General features: G+C 46.6%; 41 protein-coding genes. 4 read left to right on the top strand and 37 right to left on the bottom strand.

Annotated features, from left to right (window positions below; translation table 11 throughout):
• Positions 1 to 84 precede the first annotated feature (84 nt).
• Positions 85 to 1,056, bottom strand: a complete 972-nt coding sequence (locus JNN12_07840) for a hypothetical protein (protein ID MBL7978239.1) — start codon at positions 1,054 to 1,056, stop codon at positions 85 to 87.
• A 546-nt stretch (positions 1,057 to 1,602) separates the two neighbouring features.
• Between JNN12_07840 and JNN12_07835 the strand changes: the two genes are divergently transcribed.
• Both JNN12_07835 and JNN12_07830 read left to right on the top strand, forming a co-directional pair.
• A complete protein-coding gene (locus JNN12_07835; protein MBL7978238.1) occupies positions 1,603 to 2,625 on the top strand; it encodes a hypothetical protein in 1,023 nt (340 codons plus the stop codon).
• A gap of 88 nt (positions 2,626 to 2,713) precedes the next feature.
• The gene (locus JNN12_07830) at positions 2,714 to 3,370 is read left to right on the top strand and encodes a hypothetical protein (GenBank protein ID MBL7978237.1); all 657 of its coding nucleotides are present in this window, start codon (positions 2,714 to 2,716) and stop codon (positions 3,368 to 3,370) included.
• Positions 3,371 to 3,409: 39 nt separating this feature from the next.
• Here JNN12_07830 and JNN12_07825 read toward each other — a convergent pair whose 3' ends face one another.
• On the bottom strand, positions 3,410 to 3,877 hold the full coding sequence (locus JNN12_07825) for a hypothetical protein (protein ID MBL7978236.1): 468 nt from the start codon (positions 3,875 to 3,877) through the stop codon (positions 3,410 to 3,412).
• A 317-nt stretch (positions 3,878 to 4,194) separates the two neighbouring features.
• Here JNN12_07825 and JNN12_07820 point away from each other — a divergent pair, with 317 nt between their 5' ends.
• Complete coding sequence (locus JNN12_07820; GenBank protein ID MBL7978235.1) at positions 4,195 to 4,938, top strand: hypothetical protein; 744 nt, start codon at positions 4,195 to 4,197, stop codon at positions 4,936 to 4,938.
• A gap of 39 nt (positions 4,939 to 4,977) precedes the next feature.
• Here JNN12_07820 and JNN12_07815 read toward each other — a convergent pair whose 3' ends face one another.
• Together JNN12_07815 and JNN12_07810 are read right to left on the bottom strand one after the other, a co-directional pair.
• The gene (locus JNN12_07815) at positions 4,978 to 5,706 is read right to left on the bottom strand and encodes a slipin family protein (protein ID MBL7978234.1); all 729 of its coding nucleotides are present in this window, start codon (positions 5,704 to 5,706) and stop codon (positions 4,978 to 4,980) included.
• A gap of 294 nt (positions 5,707 to 6,000) precedes the next feature.
• Complete coding sequence (locus JNN12_07810; GenBank protein MBL7978233.1) at positions 6,001 to 6,198, bottom strand: DUF3098 domain-containing protein; 198 nt, start codon at positions 6,196 to 6,198, stop codon at positions 6,001 to 6,003.
• Positions 6,199 to 6,606: 408 nt separating this feature from the next.
• On the opposite strand from JNN12_07810, the gene mreD reads away from it, so the two are divergent.
• A complete protein-coding gene (gene mreD, locus JNN12_07805; protein ID MBL7978232.1) occupies positions 6,607 to 7,083 on the top strand; it encodes a rod shape-determining protein MreD in 477 nt (158 codons plus the stop codon).
• Positions 7,084 to 7,185: 102 nt separating this feature from the next.
• Here the strand turns inward: mreD and JNN12_07800 are convergent, their stop codons facing one another.
• From JNN12_07800 to tuf, 33 genes are all read right to left on the bottom strand, one after another.
• Positions 7,186 to 8,406, bottom strand: coding sequence for a saccharopine dehydrogenase family protein (locus JNN12_07800; protein MBL7978231.1), 1,221 nt, complete (start codon positions 8,404 to 8,406; stop codon positions 7,186 to 7,188).
• A gap of 178 nt (positions 8,407 to 8,584) precedes the next feature.
• A complete protein-coding gene (gene rplQ / locus JNN12_07795) occupies positions 8,585 to 9,043 on the bottom strand; it encodes a 50S ribosomal protein L17 (protein ID MBL7978230.1) in 459 nt (152 codons plus the stop codon).
• Between the two features lie 82 nt (positions 9,044 to 9,125).
• Positions 9,126 to 10,100 (bottom strand): DNA-directed RNA polymerase subunit alpha, encoded by a 975-nt coding sequence (locus JNN12_07790; GenBank protein ID MBL7978229.1) that lies wholly within the window; start codon positions 10,098 to 10,100, stop codon positions 9,126 to 9,128.
• Positions 10,101 to 10,209: 109 nt separating this feature from the next.
• Positions 10,210 to 10,812 (bottom strand): 30S ribosomal protein S4, encoded by a 603-nt coding sequence (rpsD, locus tag JNN12_07785; protein MBL7978228.1) that lies wholly within the window; start codon positions 10,810 to 10,812, stop codon positions 10,210 to 10,212.
• 126 nt (positions 10,813 to 10,938) lie between these two features.
• A complete protein-coding gene (gene rpsK / locus JNN12_07780) occupies positions 10,939 to 11,349 on the bottom strand; it encodes a 30S ribosomal protein S11 (protein ID MBL7978227.1) in 411 nt (136 codons plus the stop codon).
• Positions 11,350 to 11,459: 110 nt separating this feature from the next.
• Entirely contained in the window at positions 11,460 to 11,840 is a 381-nt protein-coding gene (rpsM, locus tag JNN12_07775; GenBank protein MBL7978226.1) for a 30S ribosomal protein S13, read from the bottom strand.
• Between the two features lie 15 nt (positions 11,841 to 11,855).
• Positions 11,856 to 11,972 (bottom strand): 50S ribosomal protein L36, encoded by a 117-nt coding sequence (rpmJ, locus tag JNN12_07770; protein MBL7978225.1) that lies wholly within the window; start codon positions 11,970 to 11,972, stop codon positions 11,856 to 11,858.
• Positions 11,973 to 12,046: 74 nt separating this feature from the next.
• Positions 12,047 to 12,265 (bottom strand): translation initiation factor IF-1, encoded by a 219-nt coding sequence (gene infA / locus JNN12_07765; GenBank protein MBL7978224.1) that lies wholly within the window; start codon positions 12,263 to 12,265, stop codon positions 12,047 to 12,049.
• A gap of 22 nt (positions 12,266 to 12,287) precedes the next feature.
• A complete protein-coding gene (gene map / locus JNN12_07760; protein MBL7978223.1) occupies positions 12,288 to 13,088 on the bottom strand; it encodes a type I methionyl aminopeptidase in 801 nt (266 codons plus the stop codon).
• Between the two features lie 34 nt (positions 13,089 to 13,122).
• Positions 13,123 to 14,433, bottom strand: coding sequence for a preprotein translocase subunit SecY (gene secY, locus JNN12_07755; protein MBL7978222.1), 1,311 nt, complete (start codon positions 14,431 to 14,433; stop codon positions 13,123 to 13,125).
• Positions 14,434 to 14,501: 68 nt separating this feature from the next.
• Positions 14,502 to 14,978: a 50S ribosomal protein L15 gene (gene rplO / locus JNN12_07750; GenBank protein ID MBL7978221.1), complete on the bottom strand. Its 477-nt coding sequence runs from the start codon at positions 14,976 to 14,978 to the stop codon at positions 14,502 to 14,504.
• 186 nt (positions 14,979 to 15,164) lie between these two features.
• The gene (gene rpmD, locus JNN12_07745; protein MBL7978220.1) at positions 15,165 to 15,344 is read right to left on the bottom strand and encodes a 50S ribosomal protein L30; all 180 of its coding nucleotides are present in this window, start codon (positions 15,342 to 15,344) and stop codon (positions 15,165 to 15,167) included.
• A gap of 59 nt (positions 15,345 to 15,403) precedes the next feature.
• On the bottom strand, positions 15,404 to 15,934 hold the full coding sequence (gene rpsE, locus JNN12_07740) for a 30S ribosomal protein S5 (protein ID MBL7978219.1): 531 nt from the start codon (positions 15,932 to 15,934) through the stop codon (positions 15,404 to 15,406).
• A 26-nt stretch (positions 15,935 to 15,960) separates the two neighbouring features.
• Positions 15,961 to 16,326: a 50S ribosomal protein L18 gene (locus JNN12_07735; GenBank protein ID MBL7978218.1), complete on the bottom strand. Its 366-nt coding sequence runs from the start codon at positions 16,324 to 16,326 to the stop codon at positions 15,961 to 15,963.
• 75 nt (positions 16,327 to 16,401) lie between these two features.
• Positions 16,402 to 16,968, bottom strand: a complete 567-nt coding sequence (rplF, locus tag JNN12_07730; protein MBL7978217.1) for a 50S ribosomal protein L6 — start codon at positions 16,966 to 16,968, stop codon at positions 16,402 to 16,404.
• Positions 16,969 to 17,073: 105 nt separating this feature from the next.
• A complete protein-coding gene (rpsH, locus tag JNN12_07725; protein ID MBL7978216.1) occupies positions 17,074 to 17,472 on the bottom strand; it encodes a 30S ribosomal protein S8 in 399 nt (132 codons plus the stop codon).
• Between the two features lie 94 nt (positions 17,473 to 17,566).
• Positions 17,567 to 17,872: a 30S ribosomal protein S14 gene (gene rpsN, locus JNN12_07720; protein MBL7978215.1), complete on the bottom strand. Its 306-nt coding sequence runs from the start codon at positions 17,870 to 17,872 to the stop codon at positions 17,567 to 17,569.
• Between the two features lie 80 nt (positions 17,873 to 17,952).
• On the bottom strand, positions 17,953 to 18,513 hold the full coding sequence (gene rplE / locus JNN12_07715; GenBank protein ID MBL7978214.1) for a 50S ribosomal protein L5: 561 nt from the start codon (positions 18,511 to 18,513) through the stop codon (positions 17,953 to 17,955).
• Between the two features lie 85 nt (positions 18,514 to 18,598).
• Positions 18,599 to 18,985 carry a 50S ribosomal protein L24 gene (gene rplX / locus JNN12_07710; protein ID MBL7978213.1) on the bottom strand — a complete coding sequence of 129 codons (387 nt, stop codon included), beginning with the start codon at positions 18,983 to 18,985 and terminating at the stop codon, positions 18,599 to 18,601.
• 54 nt (positions 18,986 to 19,039) lie between these two features.
• Entirely contained in the window at positions 19,040 to 19,408 is a 369-nt protein-coding gene (rplN, locus tag JNN12_07705; protein ID MBL7978212.1) for a 50S ribosomal protein L14, read from the bottom strand.
• A gap of 83 nt (positions 19,409 to 19,491) precedes the next feature.
• Positions 19,492 to 19,749 (bottom strand): 30S ribosomal protein S17, encoded by a 258-nt coding sequence (gene rpsQ, locus JNN12_07700; protein ID MBL7978211.1) that lies wholly within the window; start codon positions 19,747 to 19,749, stop codon positions 19,492 to 19,494.
• A 9-nt stretch (positions 19,750 to 19,758) separates the two neighbouring features.
• Positions 19,759 to 19,962, bottom strand: coding sequence for a 50S ribosomal protein L29 (rpmC, locus tag JNN12_07695; protein MBL7978210.1), 204 nt, complete (start codon positions 19,960 to 19,962; stop codon positions 19,759 to 19,761).
• A gap of 73 nt (positions 19,963 to 20,035) precedes the next feature.
• Positions 20,036 to 20,461, bottom strand: a complete 426-nt coding sequence (gene rplP / locus JNN12_07690; protein MBL7978209.1) for a 50S ribosomal protein L16 — start codon at positions 20,459 to 20,461, stop codon at positions 20,036 to 20,038.
• A 57-nt stretch (positions 20,462 to 20,518) separates the two neighbouring features.
• Positions 20,519 to 21,310: a 30S ribosomal protein S3 gene (rpsC, locus tag JNN12_07685; protein MBL7978208.1), complete on the bottom strand. Its 792-nt coding sequence runs from the start codon at positions 21,308 to 21,310 to the stop codon at positions 20,519 to 20,521.
• Positions 21,311 to 21,347: 37 nt separating this feature from the next.
• Complete coding sequence (gene rplV / locus JNN12_07680; GenBank protein MBL7978207.1) at positions 21,348 to 21,704, bottom strand: 50S ribosomal protein L22; 357 nt, start codon at positions 21,702 to 21,704, stop codon at positions 21,348 to 21,350.
• Between the two features lie 79 nt (positions 21,705 to 21,783).
• Positions 21,784 to 22,068: a 30S ribosomal protein S19 gene (gene rpsS, locus JNN12_07675; GenBank protein MBL7978206.1), complete on the bottom strand. Its 285-nt coding sequence runs from the start codon at positions 22,066 to 22,068 to the stop codon at positions 21,784 to 21,786.
• Positions 22,069 to 22,153: 85 nt separating this feature from the next.
• Positions 22,154 to 22,981: a 50S ribosomal protein L2 gene (gene rplB, locus JNN12_07670; protein ID MBL7978205.1), complete on the bottom strand. Its 828-nt coding sequence runs from the start codon at positions 22,979 to 22,981 to the stop codon at positions 22,154 to 22,156.
• Between the two features lie 67 nt (positions 22,982 to 23,048).
• Positions 23,049 to 23,345: a 50S ribosomal protein L23 gene (gene rplW / locus JNN12_07665; GenBank protein MBL7978204.1), complete on the bottom strand. Its 297-nt coding sequence runs from the start codon at positions 23,343 to 23,345 to the stop codon at positions 23,049 to 23,051.
• Positions 23,346 to 23,364: 19 nt separating this feature from the next.
• Positions 23,365 to 24,003: a 50S ribosomal protein L4 gene (rplD, locus tag JNN12_07660; protein MBL7978203.1), complete on the bottom strand. Its 639-nt coding sequence runs from the start codon at positions 24,001 to 24,003 to the stop codon at positions 23,365 to 23,367.
• 64 nt (positions 24,004 to 24,067) lie between these two features.
• The gene (gene rplC / locus JNN12_07655) at positions 24,068 to 24,694 is read right to left on the bottom strand and encodes a 50S ribosomal protein L3 (GenBank protein MBL7978202.1); all 627 of its coding nucleotides are present in this window, start codon (positions 24,692 to 24,694) and stop codon (positions 24,068 to 24,070) included.
• 141 nt (positions 24,695 to 24,835) lie between these two features.
• A complete protein-coding gene (locus tag JNN12_07650; GenBank protein MBL7978201.1) occupies positions 24,836 to 25,294 on the bottom strand; it encodes a hypothetical protein in 459 nt (152 codons plus the stop codon).
• A gap of 87 nt (positions 25,295 to 25,381) precedes the next feature.
• Positions 25,382 to 25,693 (bottom strand): 30S ribosomal protein S10, encoded by a 312-nt coding sequence (gene rpsJ / locus JNN12_07645; GenBank protein MBL7978200.1) that lies wholly within the window; start codon positions 25,691 to 25,693, stop codon positions 25,382 to 25,384.
• 77 nt (positions 25,694 to 25,770) lie between these two features.
• On the bottom strand, positions 25,771 to 25,911 hold a 141-nt coding region (gene tuf / locus JNN12_07640; protein ID MBL7978199.1), incomplete at its 5' end, for an elongation factor Tu.

The raw sequence follows: 25,911 nt of genomic DNA, 5'->3' as shown, positions 1-25,911 counted from the left end.
ATTGGGGTTTATGAGTCAAACGGAGAAAGATAAATTAAGGGCAAATTGAGGTTTTAAAAATGGGGTTTTTGGGAAAATGACGCTTTAGTCAGTTACCCAAGCCGAATCACCATTTACGTCTAAGCCTGCCACCTCCCCTGTTTCCTCGAACAGGAGGCGGCCTTTTTCCCAAACTTGTATCCGAAGGGTGGAGCGAAGCGTTTCCGATATTTTTTGAATCATATCGCGGGCATAGGGCGCATGAAGCAAGCCCCCTTCGGTACGTTCGGCGGCAACAATCATCCGGAAGTGCCGATCTGCCACCTCGAATGCAACAGTTGTATCGGTTATTTCTACATTGTAAAGACGTGCCCCCGAATAGGTAGTCCATTTCTGCAATCGTCCATCCGGCAATAAAAGACCAATAATGAACCCTCGAAAAGTACCCGTCGGAAATGGAATTTTGGCCACAGAAGCACTTAGGCACATACGCGGTGTTTCGAAGTGGTTGCATTGCATCCAAACGTAAGCCTCCGGAAAACCGCTCCCCCAGTCCTTTTCCAAGTAACCGATTCCCCCATCAAAGTTGATTTCTCGACCATCAACTGACAGGCTGCCGGAAAGCGTATGATAGAGACTCGGAACCCCATGATAACACTGCATAAACGGCAACAACCCAAAAGGTCCCATAATACCCGGAGAAAGCGCTGATACCGGCCACGGCGTGACTCCGTGCAGGTTTACCGTACCCTTAATGGTACGTCCTTCGCTGTTTAATACAATAGAACATTGCTCCCAGTCGAAATGGGATTCCCCAATACGTACTGAAAACTGGTCTTTTTCGGCGGAAAACGATGATACCGGAAAACGATGGTAGGTCGCCCGATGGTGTCCATCCAAAACTTGAATGAAGCTATGGGAACGGGCCGGATCTTTGTCCAAAAAAACGCCGGGGATAAAAGCAAAAACCTCCGACTTATCCGCCGTCACTATTTTGTAGAACCAACCCTCAAAATAGGGCGGACGCACGTTAAACCCGTGAAATCGTTCAGGATGATAGATGTTCAGGAAGGGCATAGGGCAAAACTGTTTCAGGTGTTGTATGCTGAAAACAAGATACAACCGTTTTCCGTATTTGATCTGCTGTTCCTCCTAAACATCGGTGAACAGATAGCGAATGGATTCAGACGCATTGCATGACGGGATCGTATGGTTTTTGGCGAGTATGATTGAAATTATGCGAGAAACCTAAATACAGCGTCAAATGGGTTACCTATCTGTATTTTATCCTCATCACACCAGCACATTCATACTGTTTGAGAAAGCTTGGTAGCCAATACAGGAAGCCACCATGGCTACTTTTTGATTTATTATAAAAATACTATTTACAATAGTTTAGTGTCTTTAAAAAAAGTAAAAAATAACTTTTTAAAGTCTTTCTATTGACTTTGTTGTGCTAAAGGCTGTATAATGTGCTTTATCTATTATCTACTCATCTATACGGAAAAGCAATAGATAAAGACTTAGTTTTATTCAAGCCTAACCCTTCTTTTATTCCACAATCATTTAAACTTTTAAACATCATGTGTAATTTTCTCCCCCCCCCCCCGCACGTTTCTTTTTTTGTTCCTAATCTTATTGGTTGCAGGATGTGACCAGCAACAGAGCAACTTGGTTAATGGCATCCCAGACTTCCCGTATGCCAAAAACCTAAAGATTGCTTCTGGTGCCCTTGAAACCTCCCAATTAAAGGAAGCCGTCGCTGCACAAGAACGCTTGCAATCCCTTTCCATCCGATATAAGGCCATTCAAAAAGGACTGAGTAAAACGGATAAGCTCTCTAACGACGACCTGAATTTCTTAACCATCAAAGACCCCGTGGTGCGATATACAACCGAACAACGTCCTGTCTTATACTTCCAAAATCGTTCGGAATTAGAAAACACCTTGACAGCATTAGAACTCCTTTCCAGTGTTGGGGCGCATGTTTATAGGGTTCCGTCCACTTTGAAAGCGTGGGTTGACGGCAAAGGAGAACTTACCGCAGAAGCCTCTCTTCTAAATGAAAAAGGCCAAATCATCGTTTCTGATTCTTTATTCACACTAACAGAAGGGAAAGTATTGTTTCAAAACCTAAAAACAGGTCAACAAGGCGAGGTATCTGCAACAGCAAGCACCCATTTGCCCCTTTCCAAAACCACAACAAGCTATGGTTCTGCGATCGTGTTTTCTCTTAATGGAACCAGCGTAACTTTACGGGCTTGTTCTGGTGAGAAAGTAGAGGGTATTATCTTCAAACGTAGGTATGTAAGAGGGCATACAGGTCTATACTTTGGTGATAGACGGTATGATGTTTATGCTAAAATTGACTGTTCATTCACACAAAGTGCTGATCTTGGTTTTTCGGGCATGCAGGCAACACACAAGGCCGAGTTGGAATTTAGCACCAAGCAAGTGAACCTTCTGGGGCAAGTAACAGGAGGATGTATTGACTCCATGCGTTTAGCCTCTTCTCAGAGTGACAATGATCATGACATCACAGTAACTGGTGGAGGGTGTAACCAACCTCTTACGTGGGTAACAGGTAGATTCGAGATGCCAAGCACGAATTTATATCGCTACACCGTCGGGTATTACGGACAATAAGACACACTTCATGGGGCTATTGCATCTAAATCATACGTTGACCTAAAGGGAGAAAATGCAATAGCCCTTCACTTTTATAAAAAATGCCATGAAATCTTTATTCTTTTGTTTATCCTTTCTGCTATTTGCCTCCCCACTTTTTGCCCAAACCAATTTCTCCATAGACGTAGGTACGCCTTATGCTTATGATAACTATGATGTTCAAGGTTTTAGTCGGGAAGCAATTGGTCTGGGGGTTGGGTTTCCTGTCCACCGGTACGGCGAAGTAAGGGCAACGGCACGGTATAGTGTATTTTATAGTGATGGTGGGAGGTTTGGATATAGCGCAATTTCTATTCCAGATGGAGAACAGATTAATCAGCAGTGGGTAGTTTCTCCATCTGTTCAACGGATTGGCAATCTCTTGGTAAGTTATGCCCATCAAACCAAAGAAGACATGAACGGCGTGGCCGCCTATGCCTTTGGAGGAACGGGATTGTCTTTCCATACCGTCACCGCCAACGAATGGAGAGATCCTAACAATCCGAATAATATAAAGATTGACAAACCTGATAATGTACTCTTGCCGGGTTGGCATATAGGGGCAGGGGCTTCCTTAAACAAGCGTCCCAAGTGGATCTACTTTTTTCAGGCGCAATTTGGGAAGTATTATGCCACCAAAGGCGAGGTGCTCTATTCCGACTGGTACAATGCTGTCGGGTACTGGAATATTGCCTTTGGCCTGCGGTTTAAGCGAAGCAAATAAGCAAGTCCCCGTGCGTTCTTGTGCGGGGAATCTTTGGCTTTATGGCGTTACGGGGACACCCCACGTCATCAATCCGCCCAGATGCGCCACATATGCCACCAAGCCAGCAGCAAAGACCGCTACCAGCAATACGGCCATGCGGAAGGGTGTTTTTTGGACAAAACCCCATTTTGCGTTTCGATCAGCGTACCAAACGAGTATCAGGAGAAAAACCAAGACCAAGTTCGCCACAATCACAAAGTCGGCAGCGGCGGCGTGTGCGCCTAAAATTTGTTCCACCATAGGTTCTCCCTCCACCCCCTCGGCAAGCGCCTCACCTGTTTTCTTAGCGAACACCGAAGAAACAAGCGCCAATACGCTCAGGTAGAACGTGCCTTGTTGCCACATTTCGCGCTTAGTCAGGAGCCACATGGCCGAGGTAGGCACACACAACAAGAGCAACACCAAAGGAAAATGCACCGCCAATGGGTGTAAATAGGGGATGGTGTATTGAGACAATATATCCATAGCATTAACGGGTTGTTCGGCAAGCCTAATATAAGGAGATTTTAGGCAATCGGCTTGGGTTGCTATACCGCTACAAAATGGATTGGAAAAGAAGACAAATCTAATCCCCGCAAATTTGTCCTGGCCTATCGTCATTAGACCGAGTTATTTTGTAAGGGTCGAACAATGCATTGAGACAAGCTCCGAGCTTTCAAAAAACGAGAAAGTTCCGTTTTAGATACCGTTTTTTATTTTGGCGTTACCATTCTTGGCCACTTCCCGTCTGCATAAGGTTCACAGGTGTTCTTCCTGATTTTCTTCACTCCAATGATACCCATATGTTTTCCAAAATTCTGTTTTTCCTTACCCTATCTTTTTGTTTTTCACCCGTTGCATCAGCACAAAAAATTAAGGATGGCCGCAGTGTAGTATTAGCGATGAAAGCCGCCGGAAAGCACCGGAAGCCTGCACTCACGTTTGAGCAAAAAACCATTTTCCATCGTCCTAATGGAAAGGCCGACACCGTTACTTGGTACGAGGCGGCTGTTCCGGGCAAACTCCGCATAGATTTTGCCCCTATAAAAGACGGAAATGGGGTTTTTTATTTCCGCAACAAACGCATGATGTTCAGAAATCATAAATTGGTGAACACCGCTCCCGATCAGAACATCCTTCAAACCCTTTTAATGGATATTCATCAAGACAAGCCGGAACGTACCCTTTTTGTCTTAGACAGCCTAAAATTCAACCTGAATGTATTTCGGGAAGATGATTGGAATGGTCGTAAGGTCTATGTGGTTGGTGCTGCAAAGGATGACAACAAGGCCGCACAATTCTGGGTAGATAAAGAGCGCAAAACCCTTGTTCGGGTGATTGAGCCGAAGGGCAACCTCTTGTTGGAGGTTCATGTGACGGGATACCGTAAGATGGGCAAAGTGTGGCAAGAAGAAGCCATGATGATTTATCTGAACGGAAAGTTAGCACAGGAAGAGTATTATCGGAATATTCGTGCACATAAAACGCTACCAGCTTCTTTGTTTGATCCTCAACAATGGACGATTGATCAGCCTTATTGGTTGTGATGACGGTTTTTTTCGTAGAGACGTGGGGCTTTCGCGTCTCTACGTTTTTTTGGCCAGTTGCTGCAAGTCACCAATCATAAACGTATGCTTGCCTTTTTCAGCAATTTTAGAAATGGTTTCAAGCAATTGGAAGAATTTGATGTTCTCATCGTCCTTCATCAATTCCGAAGCATTTTTGAGGGCACGGGCGGTGGCCACAGCGGTTCGGGCATTTTCGAGATCCGATTTTGATCGAATTTTGGATTCTAAGTGTTTGGAAAACAAATCCTGAATAGATTTGGGAAAGGTGAGGTCTCGGAGTTGTGCTTGCTCTATTGTAATCCCAAATATTGCCGCTTCCGCTGCCATTTCTTCGGTCTTAAAGTCGAGTAATTCATTCCGCTTTTCATTTAGGGTTTCGCTGTCTAATGCCGTGATGCGGTTACGAAGGTATAATTGCGCAATGTTGCAAATCCGTTGTTCCGCTTCTTGAATCAGGGCATAAATTGGCCGATCAAGCACAAAACAGCCCAAAAACTTCTTTCCGTCAGCGATGCGGTAAACAAGGTTGAACGAAAACCGAAGGGCGATATTGTCTTTGGTCAGCACTTCTTGGTTGGTAACGGTCACCAGTTTTGAAGTTTCCGGTAGCAAGACCAACTCGGTCCGGTTTTTCCAATCCCACACTTCATAATATCCCGCTGCCCAAACCTGTTCCAATACATGATCTCGGAATAAATAGCCGCTAGTATTGGGTTTTACTTGATATAGTTTTTTGAATGGTTTCATCTCTCAGACGGTTTTATCTGATTAAATCAAAAGTAAAGAACGCCAAAGCAGAGGGAAAACAGGGTGAGCACGGGTTCATTCCTATGCGGTATCTCCCATTTTGCAAGCTCTGCCTTGGCTTGGGTTTAGCCCTGTTCTTTACCTTTGTTGATGCCATAAAGGGCTGCGCGTAGTAAGACGCATTTGCAACCAACGCAAACGGGGAGTCGAACCCCATAGGACAAGCACCGCAATACCCTGTTTGATTTGCTTGTCCCTTTATAAACAGGTGACGGTTCAAGATTAAGGCGGCCCTTAGTGTACTTCTTCCTGAGTAGGGCGCTTTAGAATGGCATAAACAATGCCAAAGTATCCGGCCAAAAGTAATAAGGGGGAAACATAGAGGCTGATAAATCCAAAAGCCTCGTTCTCCATCCGCATGATTCCATAGCCGACCACCAGCAGGGCCACACATACCAACAAGATCAGATAGTTTTGCCGATCAAAAGGCATCTGCACCGCACCTTTTTTATTTAGAGCAGTATTCATACGTCTTTCTGCCCGACGATTGGGTTCTTCGGTAACCATGGGATTTCCCAACGGGGTTACTACGGATTTAGGCGTATTTTTCGGACGGTTTTGCTTGGCCATAGGGGTGATCTAAAGTAAATGGAGTCACAAAAGTTGGCGTTTTATTTATCTAACAAGCTAACATACATGCAGTTCCGGTAATTTGTCAAATAGAAGACAAAGAAACTTCTGTTTCTCTTTATTTTTTGTTATTCATTCTGGAAAGAATCTTTGTAATTTGCTCCTACCGTTGTGATGTAAGGGAAACAGATCGCTGCCGGATGTCCATCATTGCTTTTGCTTCCCTTGCTTCAATGATTTTAAGACTTTTTCTCGCTGCAAAAATATACCATGCCCCCCATTGTACGACACATACTAACGGGCATTCTGGTCCTCTTGCTGGACTGGTTGCTGTTCCGCCGCCTTCCCATCATGGGTGCTTATCCAGATGTCATTTTGATTTATCTGATCTTTATTGCGTTGCAGTATGGTCGGACAGTAGGCATGTTTGCTGGGTTTGTACTGGGCTTCATTACCGATGCCATTTATCAAACGTGGGGCGTTTCCATGTTTATTAAAACATTGGTAGGTTTTCTCATGGGATTTTTTCCACCTGAAAGCCGCGACCGTCCTATGATGATGCCGCAGCAAGTATTCTCTGCGGCCCTCATTATCTCCCTGTTCCACAATGGTCTTATGGTCATTTTTTTGGTACTGACAACCCAAGTTAGAAGTGGGTATCATATTGGCACGCTTTGGCTGGGTTCTGCCTTATACACCGCCATAGTAGGAACGCTTATTTCCCTCTTTTTGTATAGGACCCGATAGCCTGCACTCTCACCCAACATAAAGCGGGCCATACACGTTTGGTTGTGTACGGCCCGCTTTTCTATCCGTTCAAGGCTGTCTCCTCCGACGATCCACTTAAAGCTATGCTGGGTACTCATGCGGCAAAGCCACATTTACCGCTTCGTTCCAAGGAAGGCCATGCCGATTGAGCAAGTCCATAAAAGGATCCGGATTTAGTTCTTCACAATTCCATACGCCCGGTTTCATCCAGTCCGAATGGGTCAACAGAAGCATCGCCCCGATTGTCGCGGGGACACCAGTGGTGTAGGAAACCCCTTGCGCCTGTACTTCTCGCCACGCATCCTGATGCTTGCAATTATTCCAAACATAATACGTAGTCTCTTCCCCTTGTTTCCCCAGCCCTTTGATCTGACAGCCAATTGAGGTTTCGCCCGTATAGTTTTCACCCAATGTACCTGGTTCTGGCAAAACTGCTTTTAGAAATTCTAAAGGTATGATGTCCATGCCCTGAAATTTTACTGGGGCAATACTCGTCATCCCTACATTCTGTAATACGTTTAAGTGGGTGATGTATGCCTCACCAAAAGTCATCCAAAAACGAGCCCGCTTCAGTGTTGGGAAATTCTTTACCAGCGACTCCAACTCCTCGTGATAAAGTACATAGCTTTCTTTCGGACCAATACCAGGATAAGATATGGGTTTGTGGATACTCATGGCCGGAATTTCCACCCATTCTCCGTTTTCCCAATATCGGCCTGGCTGCGTTATTTCCCGTATATTGATTTCAGGATTAAAATTCGTGGCAAATGCTTTTCCATGATCTCCCGCATTACAATCTATGATATCCAGATAGTGCATTTCGGAGAAATGATGCTTGTTCGCATATGCCGTAAACACTTGTGTTACGCCCGGATCAAATCCACAGCCGAGCAAGGCCATTATACCAGCCTTCTCGTATCGCTCCCGATAGGCCCATTGCCATGAATATTCAAATTTCGCAACCTCTTTGGGTTCATAATTGGCCGTATCTAAATAATGGACACCTGTATCGAGACAAGCATCCATAATAGGTAAATCCTGATAAGGTAAAGCCACATTAATGACCAATTTTGGCTGCACCTTTTCAATCAACGCAGCTACTTGCCGGGCATCGTCGGCATCCACTTTGGCCGTGTTTACTTGCGACAAGCCCATTTTGGCACAATCCTGTGCTATGGCGTCGCATTTGGAAAGGGTCCGACTGGCCAATGTAATTTTGCCAAAAACTTCCGGATTCATGGCACATTTCTTGGTCACAACATTCCCGACGCCCCCTGCGCCGATGATCAATACATCAGACATGTTATTTATTTGTTATTTAAGGTTGCACATAACCGGAACAATTCCCGATAACGCCATAAACTACTGTTTTTAAGCCGTCCGAACAGGAATTTTTCGCCCAATTTTAGACTTGAATTGACAACACAAAAAGGCTGTTCATGCCAGATGAACAGCCCAATCTTAGTCAGATAATAATCCGTTATTCTTCCGTTGAAGGACTTTCTTGCTTGGAAGCTGCTTTTCCACGGCGGGAACGGCGCGTCTTCTTCTTTGCAGTGGAAGCACCATCTGGACGGACATCATTATAGTCCACCAATTCAATCATGGCCATTTCAGCCGCATCCCCTTTCCGCAAGCCCAAACGAATCACGCGGGTATAACCACCGTTGCGACCACTAATTTTTTCCGCAACTTCGCCAAAAAGTTCTTTTACAGCCTCTTTGTCTTGTAAATTGCGGAATGCCTCGCGGCGGTTGTGCATCGTATCGGCCTTTGCGCGGTTGATGATAGACTCCACATGCTGCCGAAGCGCTTTCGCCTTAGGCAAGGTTGTGGTAATCCGTTTATGTTGAATCAGTGCCGTAGAAAGAGCCATCATCGTCGCTTTGCGGTGCGATGCGGTACGGCCAAGTCGGGATTCTTTAACTCCGTGTCTCATGTTTTTTCAGCAGTATATCGTGTGCAGGTATAGGGTGTGCAGGTTGGAGGCGTAAAAGCCCGTACACCGCACACGAATAAGGTTAGTCTTCGAGGTACTTATCTACTTCCGTTCCGAAGCGAAGATTGCGTTCCTCCAAGACTTGTGCCAATTCCATAAGGGACTTACGGCCAAAATTGCGGAACTTGAGCATTTCGGACTCTTCGCGTCGTACCAGATCACCAATGGTTTTGATGTTGGCAGCTTTCAGGCAATTGTGCGCCCGTACAGACAGCTCAAGCTCATCCACACTTTGCAAAAGCAATGAACGAACACGCTGAACTTCTTCATCCACCTCTTTAACCGCCACCATTGGCTCAGGCTCTTCATCCATCCGCACAAAAAGGTTGATGTGATCTCGTAGAATTTTAGCCGCTTCGGTAATGGCTTCTTCCGGCGAGATAGACCCATCGGTTTCCAACTCAAGCGATAAACGCTCATAGTCCACCCGCTGGCCTACACGAGTAGGCGTTACGTGGTATTGAACCGACTTGATAGGCGTATAGATGGCGTCTATGGCGATCACCCCAATAGGATCATCTGCCCGCTTGTTATCGGATGCTGGTATATATCCACGCCCACGGCCCAAACGTAGCTCAACGATCAACCGTGCGGAATCGGCAAGGGTGGCAATATGATGATTTTGGTTTAACACCTCGTATTCACCAGTTGCCTCGGCAATATCCTTGGCCGTCCAGTTCCCAGGCCCCTTGAGGGTCAGGAAAATGGGATTTTCCGGCTCATCGTCATACTTTAACCGTACCCCTTTCAGGTTTAGAATAATTTCCACCACATCTTCCGATACGCCCGGTATGGTGGAAAATTCATGTTGTACCCCGTCTATTTTAAGTGCCGTGATTGCCGTCCCTTCTAATGAAGACAACAATACCCGACGAAAGGCGTTTCCGATCGTCACACCAAATCCTCTTTCGAGCGGCTGAATCGCAAAACGACCGTATTGCGGGGTTAACTCTTCTACTTGTACGCCTTCCGGCATTTTAAGGGCTGTGGTGCTCATAGTATTCAATTGCATGTTTTTATCCTAAGAAAATGGGTAGAAGTAAATTTTTAGACCTTCTACCATAGCACCTTGAGTGAACAAGACCCCTGTAATACTGACAACAGAATTACTTGGAGTAAAGTTCGACGATGAGTTGTTCCTTAATGTTTTCCGGAATGTCTTCACGACGCGGATTTTCTAAATACTTTCCGGTCAACAAGTTGCGGTCAACTTCCATCCAAGCTACCGTCCGACGATTACGGCTCAGGTTATCCAAAACCACCGTAAGTTGACGGCTTTTAGGACGAATCGCAATGACATCCCCCGGACGAACCTGATAGGAAGGAATATTTACCGGATGATCATTGACGGTGACATGACAGTGTGTAACCAACTGCCGCGCTTGACGGCGGGTACGACCGAAGCCGAGGCGGAATACCACATTGTCTAATCGGGCTTCCAAAAATTGGAGTAGGTTTTCACCTGTAACTCCTTTCCGACGGTGCGCCTTCTCAAAAAGATTGCGGAACTGGCGCTCCAACAAACCATAAATGTGTTTGGCTTTTTGTTTTTCTTTCAGCTGAATCGAGTATTCGCTTTCTTTACCACGCCGCGAAGGACCATGTTGTCCGGGCGGATAAGGCTTACGCTCAAGCGATTTGCTGGGGCCAAAAATCGGTTCTCGAAACCGTCTGGCCAATTTTTGTTTGGGGCCTCTGTAACGAGCCATTTTATCTCCTCTGATTGGTTGGCTTTCGGGGGTATCACCTACGTTTTGTTAGACGAAGCAAAAGTGCACCCGAAGACCCTGTTGTCTCATATTGACAACAGGAGGTTGCTGGATGAATACAATTTTTTATACACGTCGGCGCTTGGGCGGACGGCATCCATTGTGTGGAATCGGTGTGGTATCACGAATCGTTAACACATCAATTCCCGCCGAAGCGATTGCACGTATTGCAGACTCACGGCCCGATCCGGGACCTTTTACAAAAACATCTACTTTGCGAAGACCAAGATCATAGGCCTCTTTTGCTGCATTCGCAGCAGCAACTTGCGCAGCGTAAGGTGTATTTTTGCGACTGCCCTTAAATCCCATTTTTCCGGCTGATGCCCACGAAATTGCATTTCCCGAAGAGTCTGTAAGCGTAACCAGCACGTTGTTGAACGTTGCCTGAATGTACGCAAACCCCTCTGGGGTGACATTCGCTTTTTTCTTTTTCCGGGCCGCAGCCGCCGCTTTTTGTGCAGCAGATTGTTTTGCCATGGTTTTTATAAACTGGTTTTCCTATGCTTAAGCCATATACCCGATATAGGGAATTGCAGGCTGTTAAATCTTTCCGATAGACACCAAAAAGAGTGCCGGAAAAATTCCTGTTATTTCTTCGGTGCCTTTTTCTTTCCAGCAACCGTACGACGACGCCCTTTACGGGTGCGTGCATTGGTTTTCGTGCGCTGTCCACGAACTGGCAAGCCTTTACGGTGGCGAAGTCCGCGATAAGACTTAATATCCATCAACCGCTTGATGTTCAACTGGATTTCGGTACGAAGTTGGCCTTCAACCACAAAATCGTCTTCAACGATGCGGCGGATGGTAGCCGTTTCATCCTCACTCCAGGAAGATGCTTTGCGGTCTGGATCAATATCAGCTTTAGCGAGTACTTCTTTGGCATTGTTTACGCCAATTCCAAAAATGTAACTCAACGAAATATCTCCGCGCTTATTAGCGGGAATATCTACACCTGCAATACGTGGCATATCCGTTCTGGCTTTTTATCCCTGACGCTGTTTGTGCTTCGGGTTCTTCTTGTTAATGATGTAAACACGGCCCTTACGACGAACAATTTTGTCGTCTGAAGAACGCTTTTTTACGCTTGCTCGTACTTTCATTGTTTTGATACAATTATGTCTTACGGAGAAACTATCGGAAATGACTTCAAAAAAGACAAATCCGTCCTTTCAATTTATTTGTAACGATACACAATCCGACCTTTGCTCAAGTCATACGGCGAAAGTTCAACCGTTACCCGATCCCCTGGCAGGATTTTGATAAAGTGCATCCGCATTTTTCCGGAAAGTAAGCCTAAGATTTCGTGGCCATTTTCCAGACGAACCCTAAATTGGGCGTTGGGTAGGGCTTCTACCACAGAGCCATCTTGTTTGATTGCGTTTTGCTTGGCCATTTTAGTGCACCTCTTCTGGTGTTTATTTATAAGGTGGAGTTACCACCTCTTCAATATAATCCCACATGCTAATGACTTCGGGTGCGCCTCGCCGTATGCAAACCATATGCTCGTAGTGAGCCGCCGCTTTCCCGTCTTCGGTTTTTACCGTCCAGCCATCTTCCATAAACTTAACCTTTTCAGTACCTGCATTAATCATGGGTTCAATGCAGATGGTTAAGCCTTCTTTCATTTTTTTACCGTCCCCTCTTTTTCCATGATTAGGGACTTGGGGTTCTTCGTGCAATTCCCGCCCTACACCATGTCCTACTAACTCTTTCACCACACCAAAACCACGGCTTTCACAGTAGTTTTGAACCGCATATCCGATGTCACCCACACGGTTTCCTACCCTTGCACGGTCTATCCCCTCGAACAATGAGGCGGCAGTCACTTTGAGGAGTTCACGCTTGTCTTCCGATATTTCGCCAATGGCAAAGGTGTAAGCGAAGTCTCCAAAATAACCATCCAATTCTGCACCACAATCCACCGACAAAATATCTCCTTCTTGAAGCACATACGTACTCGGAATCCCATGCACAACCACATCATTGACCGATAGACAGAGGGTACCTGGAAAAGGATTCTCTGGATTAGTACCTGGATACCCTTTAAAAGCAGGACGTCCATTGCGTGTACGGATGTAGTCTTCGGCAATCGCATCCAGCTCAAGAGTGGTTACGCCCGGCTTCACGTATTTGGCAACCTCACCCAGGGTTTTGCCTACCAATTCTGCCGCGCTTCTAAGCCTAACAATTTCGTTCGGAAGCTTTAGGTGTATCATAACTAATCCGTTCTTTTCGCAAATCTACTTCGCGTTACATCCGACCACGCATCCGACCACTCTTCATGAAGCCGTCATAACGTCGCATTAGCAAATGGCTCTCTATTTGTTGTAGGGTATCCAAGGTTACCTGAACCATGATCAACAAACTTGTCCCCCCGAAAAACTGGGCCCAGCCTTGATCAATACCTACAGCCGTCGCAATAGTCGGCAAGATCGCCACAAAACCCAAAAAGATAGCGCCCGGAAGCGTTACGCGGGTAAGGATATTGTCCACAAACTCACTGGTTTGCTTACCCGGACGAATACCTGGAATAAAACCACCATTCCGTTTCATGTCATCTGCCATACTCTTCGGATTCACGGCAATGGCCGTGTAGAAGTACGTAAAAAAGACAATCAGAATAAAGAAGAACAGAGCATGCCAGAAGCCCGTATAGTCCCCAAAGATGGCACCTACACTTTGCCAAAACGCGCTGTCTGGAAAGAATAGTGCGATGGTTGTCGGAATAAACAAGATGGATTGTGCAAAAATGATCGGCATTACGCCCGCTGCATTAATCTTTATGGGTAGGTATTGTGTACTGCCTCCCATAACTTTACGACCTACCACCCGCTTGGCATACTGTACCGGAATACGGCGAACACCCTGAGAAACCCAGACCACCGCAGCAATAATCAGCAACCAGATCAAAATTTCAATAATAAAGATAAACAAGTTACCATTTACCCCGGCCGTGGCTTCGTTATAAAGGCTATGCGGCAAGCGTGCTACAATCCCAATGGTAATGATCAACGAAATCCCATTACCAATGCCAGCCTCCGTAATCCGTTCTCCAAGCCACATTACAAAGATCGTTCCGGCTGTCAAAACGATAATCGTAGAAACATAGAACATCAGGTGGTTTACCGTAATGGCTTGGCTTGCCGTACCCAACAATTGAATGGCATAACCATATGCCTGAAAGGCCGTAATCAATACGGTACCCTGACGGGTGAGTTGGTTAATTTTACGCCTTCCGTCTTCGCCCTCGCGTTGCAATTTTTGAAAATAGGGCACCACCGCACCCATCAGTTGCACAATGATGGACACCGTTATATAAGGCATAATCCCCAGTGCAAAAATGCCTGCCTTTGCAAATGCCCCTCCCACAAAAAGGTCAATGAGACCAAAGATGTTGTTCGGGGTGTTTTGAGCGGCTATCAACTGCGTCGGGTCAACACCTGGCAAGGTAACATAAGTACCGATCCGATATACAGCAAGCAAGGAAAGCGTATAGATGATGCGTTTCCGCAACTCTTCTATGCGCCACATATTTCGCAAGCTATCAACAAAACCAGCCATATAGGTAGAGAATGAAAGTCAGAAGATAATTATTATAAGCAGAAGCGTCCTGAATGCCTTAAACCACTTCAGGATATTTCCTTTCCTTGTCCCGCAACGGTTACTGAACCTCCAGCACCTTCTATTTTCGCCTTTGCGGACTCACTGAAGGCGTGAGCGGTCACATTAAGCGCCACAGCGATTTCGCCAGAACCCAACACCTTGATCAGGTCTGATTTTCCAGCAAGACCCAATGCCACAAATGTCTCCGGCACAATAGGCTCTGTCGGATTCAAACGTCCTTCCTCAATTAACTGAGAAAGACGCGTCAGATTAATGGGGTTATACGAAACGCGGAAACGGTTTTTAAAGCCGAATTTTGGAAGACGGCGTTGGAGCGGCATTTGCCCCCCTTCAAACCAAGCGCGAAATTTAGCACCGGAACGGCTTTTGGCACCATTGTGCCCTCGGGCAGATGTTTTCCCTGTCCCAGACCCTTGGCCGCGTCCTACACGTTTACGGTTGCGTGTAGAACCCGCTGCGGGTTGTAGATTACTCAGGTTCATGGTTTCAATTGGCTTTAGTCGCCCAGACGGTCAGTCCCGCCGGACTCGCATGTTAAAAACTTAAACGCTCACTCGTGGTGGGCAACAAGGAAGGCTTTCGCAACATCGCAGAAAGCCTTTCAATATAGGGTCTTAAAGACGAAGTTTTGTCTAATTTTTATTGTAAGCTATGTAAAAATACAAGCATTACACTTCTTCAACCTTCACCAAGTGGCGTACAACGGTTATCATTCCCCGAATTTGTGGTGTGTGTTCCACAGTAGTGGAAGATCCCATTTTCCGGAGACCTAAAGCTTCCATTGTTAGCTTTTGGTTTTTGGGGCGTTTAATTACGCTCCGGACTTTGGTAATTTTAACTTGAGCCATGATCTTAATCTATTCAAAGCATTATTGGTATTCAACTGAGTCTTCTCAGACCTTTAGCCTTAACCATTAAAAACCTTTTTGAGCGAAATTCCACGACGACGGGCTACGGCCAGTGGATCTTCGAGGCGAGTAAGGGCATCGAAGGTGGCCGAGACCAAGTTGTGCGGGTTAGAAGAGCCGATGGATTTCGACAGCACGTTTTCTACCCCCGCGCATTCCAATACCGCACGTACGGCACTGCCAGCAATTACTCCCGTTCCCGGTGCCGCTTGTTTTAGAAACACCTTGCCTGCATCTGCACGACCAGTAATTGCATGTGGGATGGTTCCATTCTGGAGGGGGATTTTAACCAGATTTTTCTTTGCAGCTTCGGTTGCTTTGGCGATGGCATCACTCACCTCGCCTGCTTTTCCTAATCCACGACCGATCATCCCTTTTCCATCTCCCACCACCACAACTGCACTAAAGGAGAAGCGACGCCCCCCTTTGACCACCTTTGCGGTACGGTTTACGGCAATGAGCTTTTCGATGAACTGAGATTGCTCCTCGTTTGCACGCTCTTGCTTACGATTTTTTCTTTCCTTTGCCATTTCTATTCAATATTGGAATGTGAACATCAGAAGTTAAGGCCACCTTCGCGGGCGCCCTCGGCGAGTGCTTTGACCCGACCATGATAAGGAAAACCCGCCCGATCGAAGACACACGTCTCGATGCCGGATTCTTTGGCTTTTCCAGCCAGTGTCAGCCCTACCGACTTGGCCTGTTCCGAGCCAGTTCCCGTTATGCCTTTATCTTGAACCGTAGAAGCAGCAACAAGGGTTTGGCCAGTATGGTCGTCAATTAACTGGGCATAGATATGTGCATTGGAACGAAATACAGCCAGCCGAGGGCGTGATGCCGTTCCGCTTATCTTGCTGCGGATGCTTCGACGAATTCGTTGCCGCCGAGTAACTTTTTTGTTTTTTGTTTTCTTGATTGCCATTGGTTTTGGATGCTACGCCAGAAGATTTCCGACCCTCTGGCCTTATGTTCAACTCAATGAAGTATGGTGAATAGGTTATTTTTTACCCTTACCACCCGTCTTACCTGCTTTACGGCGCACTTCTTCTCCACGATAACGGACACCTTTACCCTTATAAGGCTCTGGTGGACGAAGGGCACGAAGTTTCGCCGCAACTTGTCCTACCAATTGTTTGTCAATCCCATCTATGGTCATTATCGGGTTTTGACCACGCGCTTGCTCCGCAGACACACTAATTCCTGCTGGAGGGACGAAATAAATTGGGTGAGAATAGCCCAGTGCAATTTCCAGAACATTTCCGGAGATGACTTGTGCACGGAAACCAACACCGATAATTTCCAACTGGATTTGGTATCCTTTTGTGACACCCGTTACCATATTGGTTAATAGTGAACGATACAAGCCATGCATGGCCCGGTGGCGGTTTTGGTCGGTAGGACGCGAAACGTGAATGGTTCCGTCTTCCTGAGATATCGTGATGTCCGGATCTACCTGAAGGGTTAGTTCCCCTTTGGGTCCTTTAACTGTAACAAGGTTTCCTGAACCAATATTTACAGAGACTCCTTTTTCAAGTTTGACCGGCATTTTGCCAATACGAGACATTTCTTTGTCGGTTTATTTCCGGCGGCATAGACCGGAATAGTTTGACGATTGAACACTTTTAGGTGCAAAATTTTGTTCTGCACGAAAATAGTCTGGCCAACACAATTAATAAATATAGGCCAATACTTCTCCACCAACCCCTGCATCACGCGCTTCTTTATCGGTCATGACACCACTCGATGTAGAAAGAATCGCGATACCCAGACCGTTTCGGACCTTCGGCAGGTTATCTGCGCCAACAAACTGACGATGGCCAGGCTTAGACACCCGTTCAAGGCTTTGGATAACGGGGACATTTTTGTTGTACTTCAAATATACCCGAATCAGGCCTTGCTTACCGTCTTCGATATCAATGTACTTGGCTACATAACCTTTGTCCAATAGAATTTGGGTCATGGCGCGCTTCAACTTAGAGGCCGGGATATCCGTGTATTGGTGCCGGGCTTTTTGCGCATTCCGAATTCGGGTCAGATAATCGGCTACAGGATCTGTAATTGCACTCATTTTTTTATAGAATTATCTTGATTAACTTGGTTATTACATCCTCTATAATCTGTATATGGATTGTTCAGACTATTAAGGTTGCGAGCATATGCACTTACCAGCTTGCCTTTCGAACACCCGGAATTTTACCCGCAAGGGCCATATCTCGGAATGCAATACGAGACACCCCAAATTTTCGCATATAACCACGCGGCCGCCCACTAACTGCGCAACGATTACGCAAACGGGTAGCACTGCTGTTTCGCGGCATTTTTTGGAGTTTAACAGATGCCTCAAGCTTTGCTTCGTCCGAGGCATTTCCATCTACAATAATCGCTTTTAACGCTGCCCGCTTTTCTGCGTGTTTTTCAACGGTTACCTGACGGAGTTTTTGGCGGGCAATCCAGCTTTTCTTAGCCATTGGTTTATTTATCTGTTGTTCAAAGGTTTGAGGCTTGGGGCATCAGCCAATAAAACTGTACCCGTAAACTTGAACGTTTGTTATTTTTGGTCTCGACGAACAAACGGAATGCCCATTTCTTTTAACAGCGCGTATGCTTCGGCATCGGTCTTGGCTGTCGTAACAAAAGAAATATCCATCCCCCCAATGCGTTCAACCTTATCTATATCAATCTCCGGAAAGATGATTTGTTCTTTTAAGCCAAGCGTGTAATTCCCACGCCCGTCAAAACTCTTGTCTGAGACCCCTTTAAAGTCCCGTTCGCGCGGAAGGGCAAGGGTTATGAACCGATCAAGAAATTCATACATCGTATCTCCACGAAGGGTAACAAATACCCCGACAGGCATCCCTTCACGCAGTTTAAAATTGGAGATAGACTTTTTGGCCTTCGATACGACTGGATGTTGGCCAGTAATTTTACGAAGTTCTTCTACCGTGTCATCCAGAAGTTTTTTGTTTTGGTTGGCATCTCCCAAACCTTTGTTAACACTAATCTTAACAAGTTTGGGAACTTCCATGATATTTTTGTATCCGAACTGCTTTACGAGGGCCGGAACAACTTCATTTAGGTATTTTGCTCTTAAGCGTGCTGTATAGCTCATGGCATTAATGTATGTGGGGCGTGTAGGCATTTGGCTTTCACGTATCCCGCGTGAGTAGATAATCGGGCTCAAGACCCATAAAATCTTATTTATCCAGTTCTTGTCCGGTGGTTTTCGCAAAGCGTATCCAACGCCCCTTACCAGTATTGGCATCCGTTACGTATTTGCGTCCAACACGTGTCGGTGCACCATTATTGTCTAATGGTAATACATTGGAAGCATGAATCGGCATTTCGCGCTGGATAATGCCACCGTTAGGATAGTCTTTATTGGGCTTTGTATGGCGCAAGCGTACATTTACCCCTTCCACCAAAACCATTTGTTTGGCTGGAAAAACCCGAAGTACCCGGCCGGTGTATCCTTTCGGACGATCCATTTCCAACGACTGTGCAGAGGTGATAGCTTTGGTTAAGGCCACCATATCCCCTTTTTTGACGTGGAGTTTATTTTGTTTGTTAGTCGTGCGTGGCATGTTTTTCTGTTATTTTTGAATCCGGTGGGAGCCAGCCCCAAGACGGAGTCCCGGTCAGAGTACTTCCGGAGCGAGTGAAACAATCCGCATAAAGCCTTTGTCCCGCAATTCGCGTGCAACGGGCCCAAAAATACGCGTGCCAATCGGCTCATCATCTTTATTAATGAGCACAACCGCATTTTCATCAAATCGAATGTAAGAACCATCTTGACGACGGAATTCCTTTTTCGTCCGAACAACAACTGCGCGTTGTACATCTTTCTTTTTGGCCGTTCCACCGGGAATGGCAGACTTTACAGATACAACGACCACATCTCCGATGCGGGCGTAACGACGGCCACTTCCTCCGAGTACCCGGATGCAAAGCACTTCTTTTGCCCCGCTGTTATCGGCGACGGCCATTCTGGATTCCTGTTGAATCATGACTGATTACCTCTTTCTTTTTCAGTACTAACTGTTGTCAAACAGGAGGTATTGAGCGCGCCTCCCCCGCAATCCACAACAAACTACTCTGCGCGTTCTACCACCTCAACGAGGCGCCAGCGTTTTTTCGCGCTTAACGGACGGGTCTCCATAATTCGTACCGTATCCCCTTTACGGGCATCATTGGTCTCGTCATGGGCCATCAGTTTGGTCGTTTTCTTAACAAATTTCCCATAAATCGGGTGCTTAACTTGGCGTTGAATGGCCACAACGATGCTTTTATCCATCTTGTCGCTTACCACCAAGCCTACCCGTTCTTTGCGTGCATTTCTCATGGTCATGTCTTCCGTTTATGCTTCGGCTGCTGCCGCCAATTTTTCTGCCAAAATGGTCTTGAGCCGTGCAACTGCACGACGGGTATTTCGCATTTGCATCGGGTTTTCAAGATTGGCAATGGTATGCTGAAACTTTAGTTTCCGATACTGGGCTTCGTGTTCCGCAATCTGGGCTTCAATTTCCGAGGCGGACATTTCGCGTATTTCCTTGGTTTTCATAGCTGGTTTTGGTTACGGCTATATGTATGGGGGGGACGGTAAAAGAATAAACCGAGAGTTCCCTTGATACCGATCAGTTCTCCGTAAAATCTGGCCGGACGATGAACTTGGTTTTGATGGGTAATTTGTTCTGGGCCAGTCTCATAGACTCCTTGGCCAGATCGAAAGAAACACCATCTCCCAGTTCAAATAAAATACGCCCCGGCTTAACTACCGCAACCCAATACTCCAATGAACCTTTACCACTACCCATACGGGTTTCAGCTGGTTTTTTGGTGATGGGCTTGTCCGGAAAAATCCGGATCCAAACCTTGCCCTGACGACGCATATGACGGGTCATGGCAATACGTGCGGCCTCTATCTGGCGACTTGTGATCCATCCGGCTTCAAGCGCCTTGATTGCGAAGTCACCGAAAGAGATGAGCGTACCACGACCGGAGTTACCGTTCATACGACCTTTCATCATTTTGCGGCGCTTCACGCGTTTAGGCATCAACATGGCTACTTACCTTTTATGCTTTTATGAATGAGATTCCTGAAAATAACCCACAGGTGCTTATCTATCACCACCCCTGTTACCACCACGGCGTCCACCTCGGTCGCCTCCGCGATCACCCCGGTCGCCACGGTCATTACGGCGACGGCGCTCCGGACGCTCATTACGTTCTTCCGTTCCACCTGTTGCAGGATTGCGTTGGGCCTGAAGATTAGGGCTAAGGTCTGGACGACCAATAATTTCACCCTTAAATATCCAAACTTTAACCCCCATGGTACCATAAATGGTGAAGGCGGTTGCTTCACTATAGTCAATATCTGCCCGGAGGGTATGCAACGGAACCCGGCCCTCTAAATATTGCTCCGTGCGGCTCATTTCTGCACCACCTAAACGTCCAGAAACCCGAACACGGATCCCTTCTGCACCCATGCGCATCGCAGCCTGAACGCCTTGCTTCATTGCCCGACGGAATGCGATACGACCTTCCAATTGCTGTGCGATTGTTTGTGCTACCAAACTGGAATCCAATTCCGGACGTTTAATCTCATTGATATTGATCTGGACGTCTTTGCTGGTAAGCTTTTTTAGCTCTTCACGAAGTTTTTCTACTTCCTGACCACTTCGTCCGATGACAACACCCGGACGGCTGGTATGGAGCGTTAGGATCACCCGTTTGGGTGTACGCTCAATAATCACACGGCTGAGGCCGGCTTTTTTTAAACGTGCCCGAAGGTATTTGCGAATTTCTTCGTCTTCAATCAGTTTATCGGCAAAATCCTTGCTGTACCAGTTGGATTCCCAACCGCGGATAATTCCAAGACGCAGGCCGATAGGATTAGTTTTTTGTCCCAAAGTCGTACACTTTTTTTGTACCCAGCGGTACGGTGATTTACTCGGATGCTTCTTCTTTATTGGCCACTACTACCGTAAGATGGCTATTTCTTTTCTTAATCCGGAAAGCCCGGCCTCTAGAAACGGGTTGAATCCGTTTAAACATAGGTGCACTGTCCACAAATATCTCGCGGATGTAGAGCGCGTTTTCGTCAATAGACTCTGCTCCAAACTTATCGCGCAGATTGCTGTATGCCGAGGCAATGGTTTTTTCTACCGTTCTGGCAGCCATCTGAGGCATAAAGCGCAGTTTGTTCAGAGCATCCGGAACCCGCATCCCGCGCACTTCATTTACAATAATGCGCATTTTAAGAGGGGACATCCGAACATAGGTTTGGCGTGCTTTTGCTTCCATCGTATTTAGGTAATTCGTCAAATACAGGTGTTAGGTGATCGCAGTCCCAGACAACATGGTCTGTTCCGCGCGTACCATCTTATCGCTTACCGCGCTTGTCTTTTTTGTCTCCAGCATGACCCCGAAATGTTCGTGTCAGCGAAAACTCGCCCAGTTTGTGGCCCACCATCATTTCGGTCACATAAACCGGGATAAATTGCTTCCCGTTGTGTACACCAAATGTGTGACCCACCATTTCAGGCACAATCATCGAGGCGCGGCTATAGGTGTTAATCACCTTTTTTTTGCCCGATGCATTGACCGCATCTAATTTTTTGAGGAGTTTGTGATATACAAACGGTCCTTTTTTGAGTGAACGAGGCATAACTCGAATTCAATTATTATGATCAGATTTTGGTTGATTACCGCCCTAACTTTGCGAAAAAGTTAAACGGTTATGGCCAACTACCTTAGGCTTTGTTGCGCTTACGAACGATAAAACGATCCGAAGGTTTTTTACCACGACGCGTTTTATACCCTTTGGCTGGTTGTCCCCAAGGCGAGCGTGGATGCCCCCCAGAAGCCCGGCCTTCACCACCACCCATTGGGTGATCTATTGGGTTCATCGCGACCCCACGAACCTTTGGACGAACACCTTTCCAACGCTTGCGTCCGGCTTTTCCAAGAATCACGTTCATGTGATCTGGGTTACTTACTGTACCGACAGTTGCCGTACACAAGGCAGGTACCATGCGCATTTCTCCGGAGGGCAGTTTAAGAGTCGCCATCCCACCCTCTTTTGCAGCCAACTGTGCCGAAGTTCCGGCCGACCGTGCCATCTGGGCGCCTTTTCCTGGCTTCATTTCGATACAATGAACAAACGTACCAAGCGGAATTTTCGCAAGTGGGATGTTATTCCCCACTTCAGGCATGGCGGTATCGCTCGATATTACTTTCGTACCAACCGTCAGTTTATCTGGGGCAATGATGTAGCGTTTTTCACCGTCGGCATAAACGAGCAAGGCAATCCGCGCAGAACGATTTGGGTCGTACTCTATACTCGCTACCGTTGCCGGAATATCTTTTTTATTACGCTTAAAATCAATGATACGATAGCGGCGTTTGTGCCCCCCTCCTTGGTGGCGAACAGTAATCCGTCCATTATTATTCCGCCCACCTTTTCGCTTAGACTCATCCAACAAACTTTTCTCTGGTGCGGATTTTGTCACCATCGTAAAGTCCGCCATCGAGCGTCTGCGCTGTCCTGGTGTCGTGGGCTTTAAGGTTCTCAGTGCCATTTTATATTTGGTTTGATCCTTTTCTTACAGGCAATTTCAGGCCTTGTTTTGCAGGATACGGTTCGGTTTAAATTTCCTCGTAGAAGTTGATTTCGCCCGATGCGAGGGTGACGATTGCCTTTTTCCAAGAAGCACGGCGTCCGGCAAGTACACCACGTTTGGTCATTTGGCGTCGTGCTTTCCCGCGAACGATCATCGTCCTAACTTCTTTCACCTGAACACCCGGATAGAAATCTTCCACTGCACGGGCAATCTGAATTTTATTGGCTTCTTTGGCCACTTTAAATCCATAGTGTTTTGCAACGCCCAGTGCGGTCATTTTTTCGGTCAGTACGGGCCGAATCAGAATTTTAGTTGCATCCATTGCTGTTTCTCCTGTAGGCTTATTGGGCTTGCTTAGAAAGAAGAGCAGTGAGTTCTTCCACTGCACTCTCTTGCATCAACACTACTTGTGCGTTCATCAGATCTAGGGTTGAAACATTGGCGGCTTCCATAACGCTTACTTTCGGAAGGTTACGTCCAGATTTGAAAATCACCTCGTCGTGATTCCCCGTAAGAACCAATACTTTTTGGCCTGCCAATTGAAGCGCATTCAATACTGCCACCATATCTTTGGTGCGTGGTACATCCATTTCAAAGTTTTCGACCACACGCAGGGCATCGGCTGTTGCTTTGTAGCTGAGCGCAGAACGGCGAGCCAATTGCTTGGTTTTACGGTTCACACTCACGACATATTTATGTGGCCGTGGTCCAAAAACTGTACCACCACCCCGTTTTAAAGGCGACTTGTAGTCACCAGAACGAGCACCACCCGTTCCTTTCTGGCGATACAATTTACGGGTAGAACGTGCTACCTCGCTTCGTTCTTTTGACTTATGCGTGCCTTGACGGCCTGCGGCTTGAATCGAGCGGACATCTAACCAAATTGCATGGTTATTGGGCGCAATACCGAACACCGAGTCATCCAGTGTAATGGTGCGGCCTGCGTTTTGTCCGTCTCGTGTATAAACTGTGAGTTCCATTTTATGCTGAGTCTAGATAATCTGTCGTTAAACGGAGAACTTGTTTGGCTTTCTACAAGCCCTGCTATTTGGCTTTACGGATTTCAACCAAACTGTTCTTTGCACCTGGAATTGCGCCCTTGATGAGCACCAAGTTTTGATCCGTCAATACCCGAACAACCGTCAGTTTTTTGAGGGTTACCCGGTCTCCACCAGTGCGGCCCGCCATTTTCATTCCTTTGAAAACGCGGCTAGGATCGGAAGACTGTCCCAAAGAACCTGGGGCGCGCATCCGGTTATGCTGACCGTGCGTCCGCATCCCAACGCCGCTAAAGCCGTGACGCTTTACAACCCCTTGAAAACCTTTCCCTTTTGATGTACCAGACACATCTACTTTCATGCCTTCCGTCAGCACGTCCTCAGCCGAGAGCGTGTCTCCGAGAGATACTTCTTTTTCGTAGTTCCGAAATTCCACCAGATGGCGTTTGGGTGTGGTACCTGCCTTCTGAAAGTGGCCCTTCATGGCCTTCGTGGTGTTTTTTTCTTTTGCTTCTCCAAAGGCGAGTTGAACAGCGGTATAACCGTCTGCTTCTTCTGTTCTCACCTGTGTGACGACGCATGGTCCGGCTTCGACGACGGTACAGATTACCTGATTTCCGGCAGCGTCAAAGACGCTCGTCATACCGATTTTTTTTCCTAAGATAGCGCTCATTGTAATCGTTTTGTGCTTTGGTCTCATTAATAAGTTTTAAGACCGGGGCCTTATTGATTAAGTTAAGCTCTTGTATTTCAAAGAGGTGGTATTTGGGGCTTCTCCGTTGGAGCCTGCCCCAAACACCGTCAAGTTCGCTTATTAGGGCTTGGTTGCCGTAATGGTAACAGTTCCCTGATAAGCAGTGCTATTAAAGATTACGTTTACCACGGCGGCAGGCAGCGAGAAGGTCACTTCATTGTTATTGCCTTCCGAGAATGCGTAGTTCAACGTAAGCGTGGTTCCCATATTTTTCAGTTGTAATTGCTTACTGGCTTCTACAACCACATAGGTACCAACATTCGAAACATCGGTTGCACCTGCTGCTTTTGCAGCCGCAGAATACAATACTTCAAATTTATCGCTAAGATCAGCATTCATCGTAACGCGTAACGTGGTTACACTTTGCTTAAAGGCTGTCGTTATGTCGCCCCGTCCGTCTGTGATCTTCGTCAGCGTCCAAGCGCCCACGAGTTTTTCACTGTCCGTTGGTTCACTGTCGCACCCTACCGCTACCATGGCTAAGAATGCAAATACGAGCATGCGGGAAATAATTTTCATGGTTTTACCTCGCTTTTGGGTTTAATGGATTAAGAGGTTTATTCAATGGGACAAGTGGAACGCCTGTCAGACACTGAATGCGGTATGTTAAGGAACCTTAATTTCGACATCCACTCCACTCGGCAATTCGAGTTTCATAAGCGCATCTACTGTCTTGGAAGAAGTAGAAAGGATGTCAATAAGGCGCTTGTGGCTGCGAGACTCAAACTGTTCGCGGCTCTTCTTATCTACGTGTGGAGAGCGCAAAACTGTATGAATTTGCTTATCGGTGGGGAGCGGAATAGGACCGCTTACAACAGCACCGGTGGCTTTTACCGTTTTGATAATTTTTTCGGCGCTCTTGTCAATCAGCGTATGGTCGTAAGACTTTAGCTTGATTCTAATTTTTTGGCTTGCCATATGTATTTTGGAATGCAAGTTGTCGGTAGTCGGTGGCCGATACAAACACGCACGACCACCGACAACAATTCTCTGACTTAATCAAGGATTTTGGATACCACACCAGCCCCAACGGTGCGTCCACCTTCGCGGATGGCAAAGCGGAGACCTACTTCCATCGCAATCGGTTGGATGAGATCCACCTTGAATTGGGTATTGTCACCAGGCATAATCATTTC

It is taken from the genome of Bacteroidetes Order II. bacterium (assembly GCA_016788705.1).
Lineage (GTDB): Bacteria > Bacteroidota > Rhodothermia > Rhodothermales > UBA2364 > UBA2364.
Note: the sequence above shows the minus strand (reverse complement) of the source record. Positions and strands in the feature narration are given on the sequence as shown.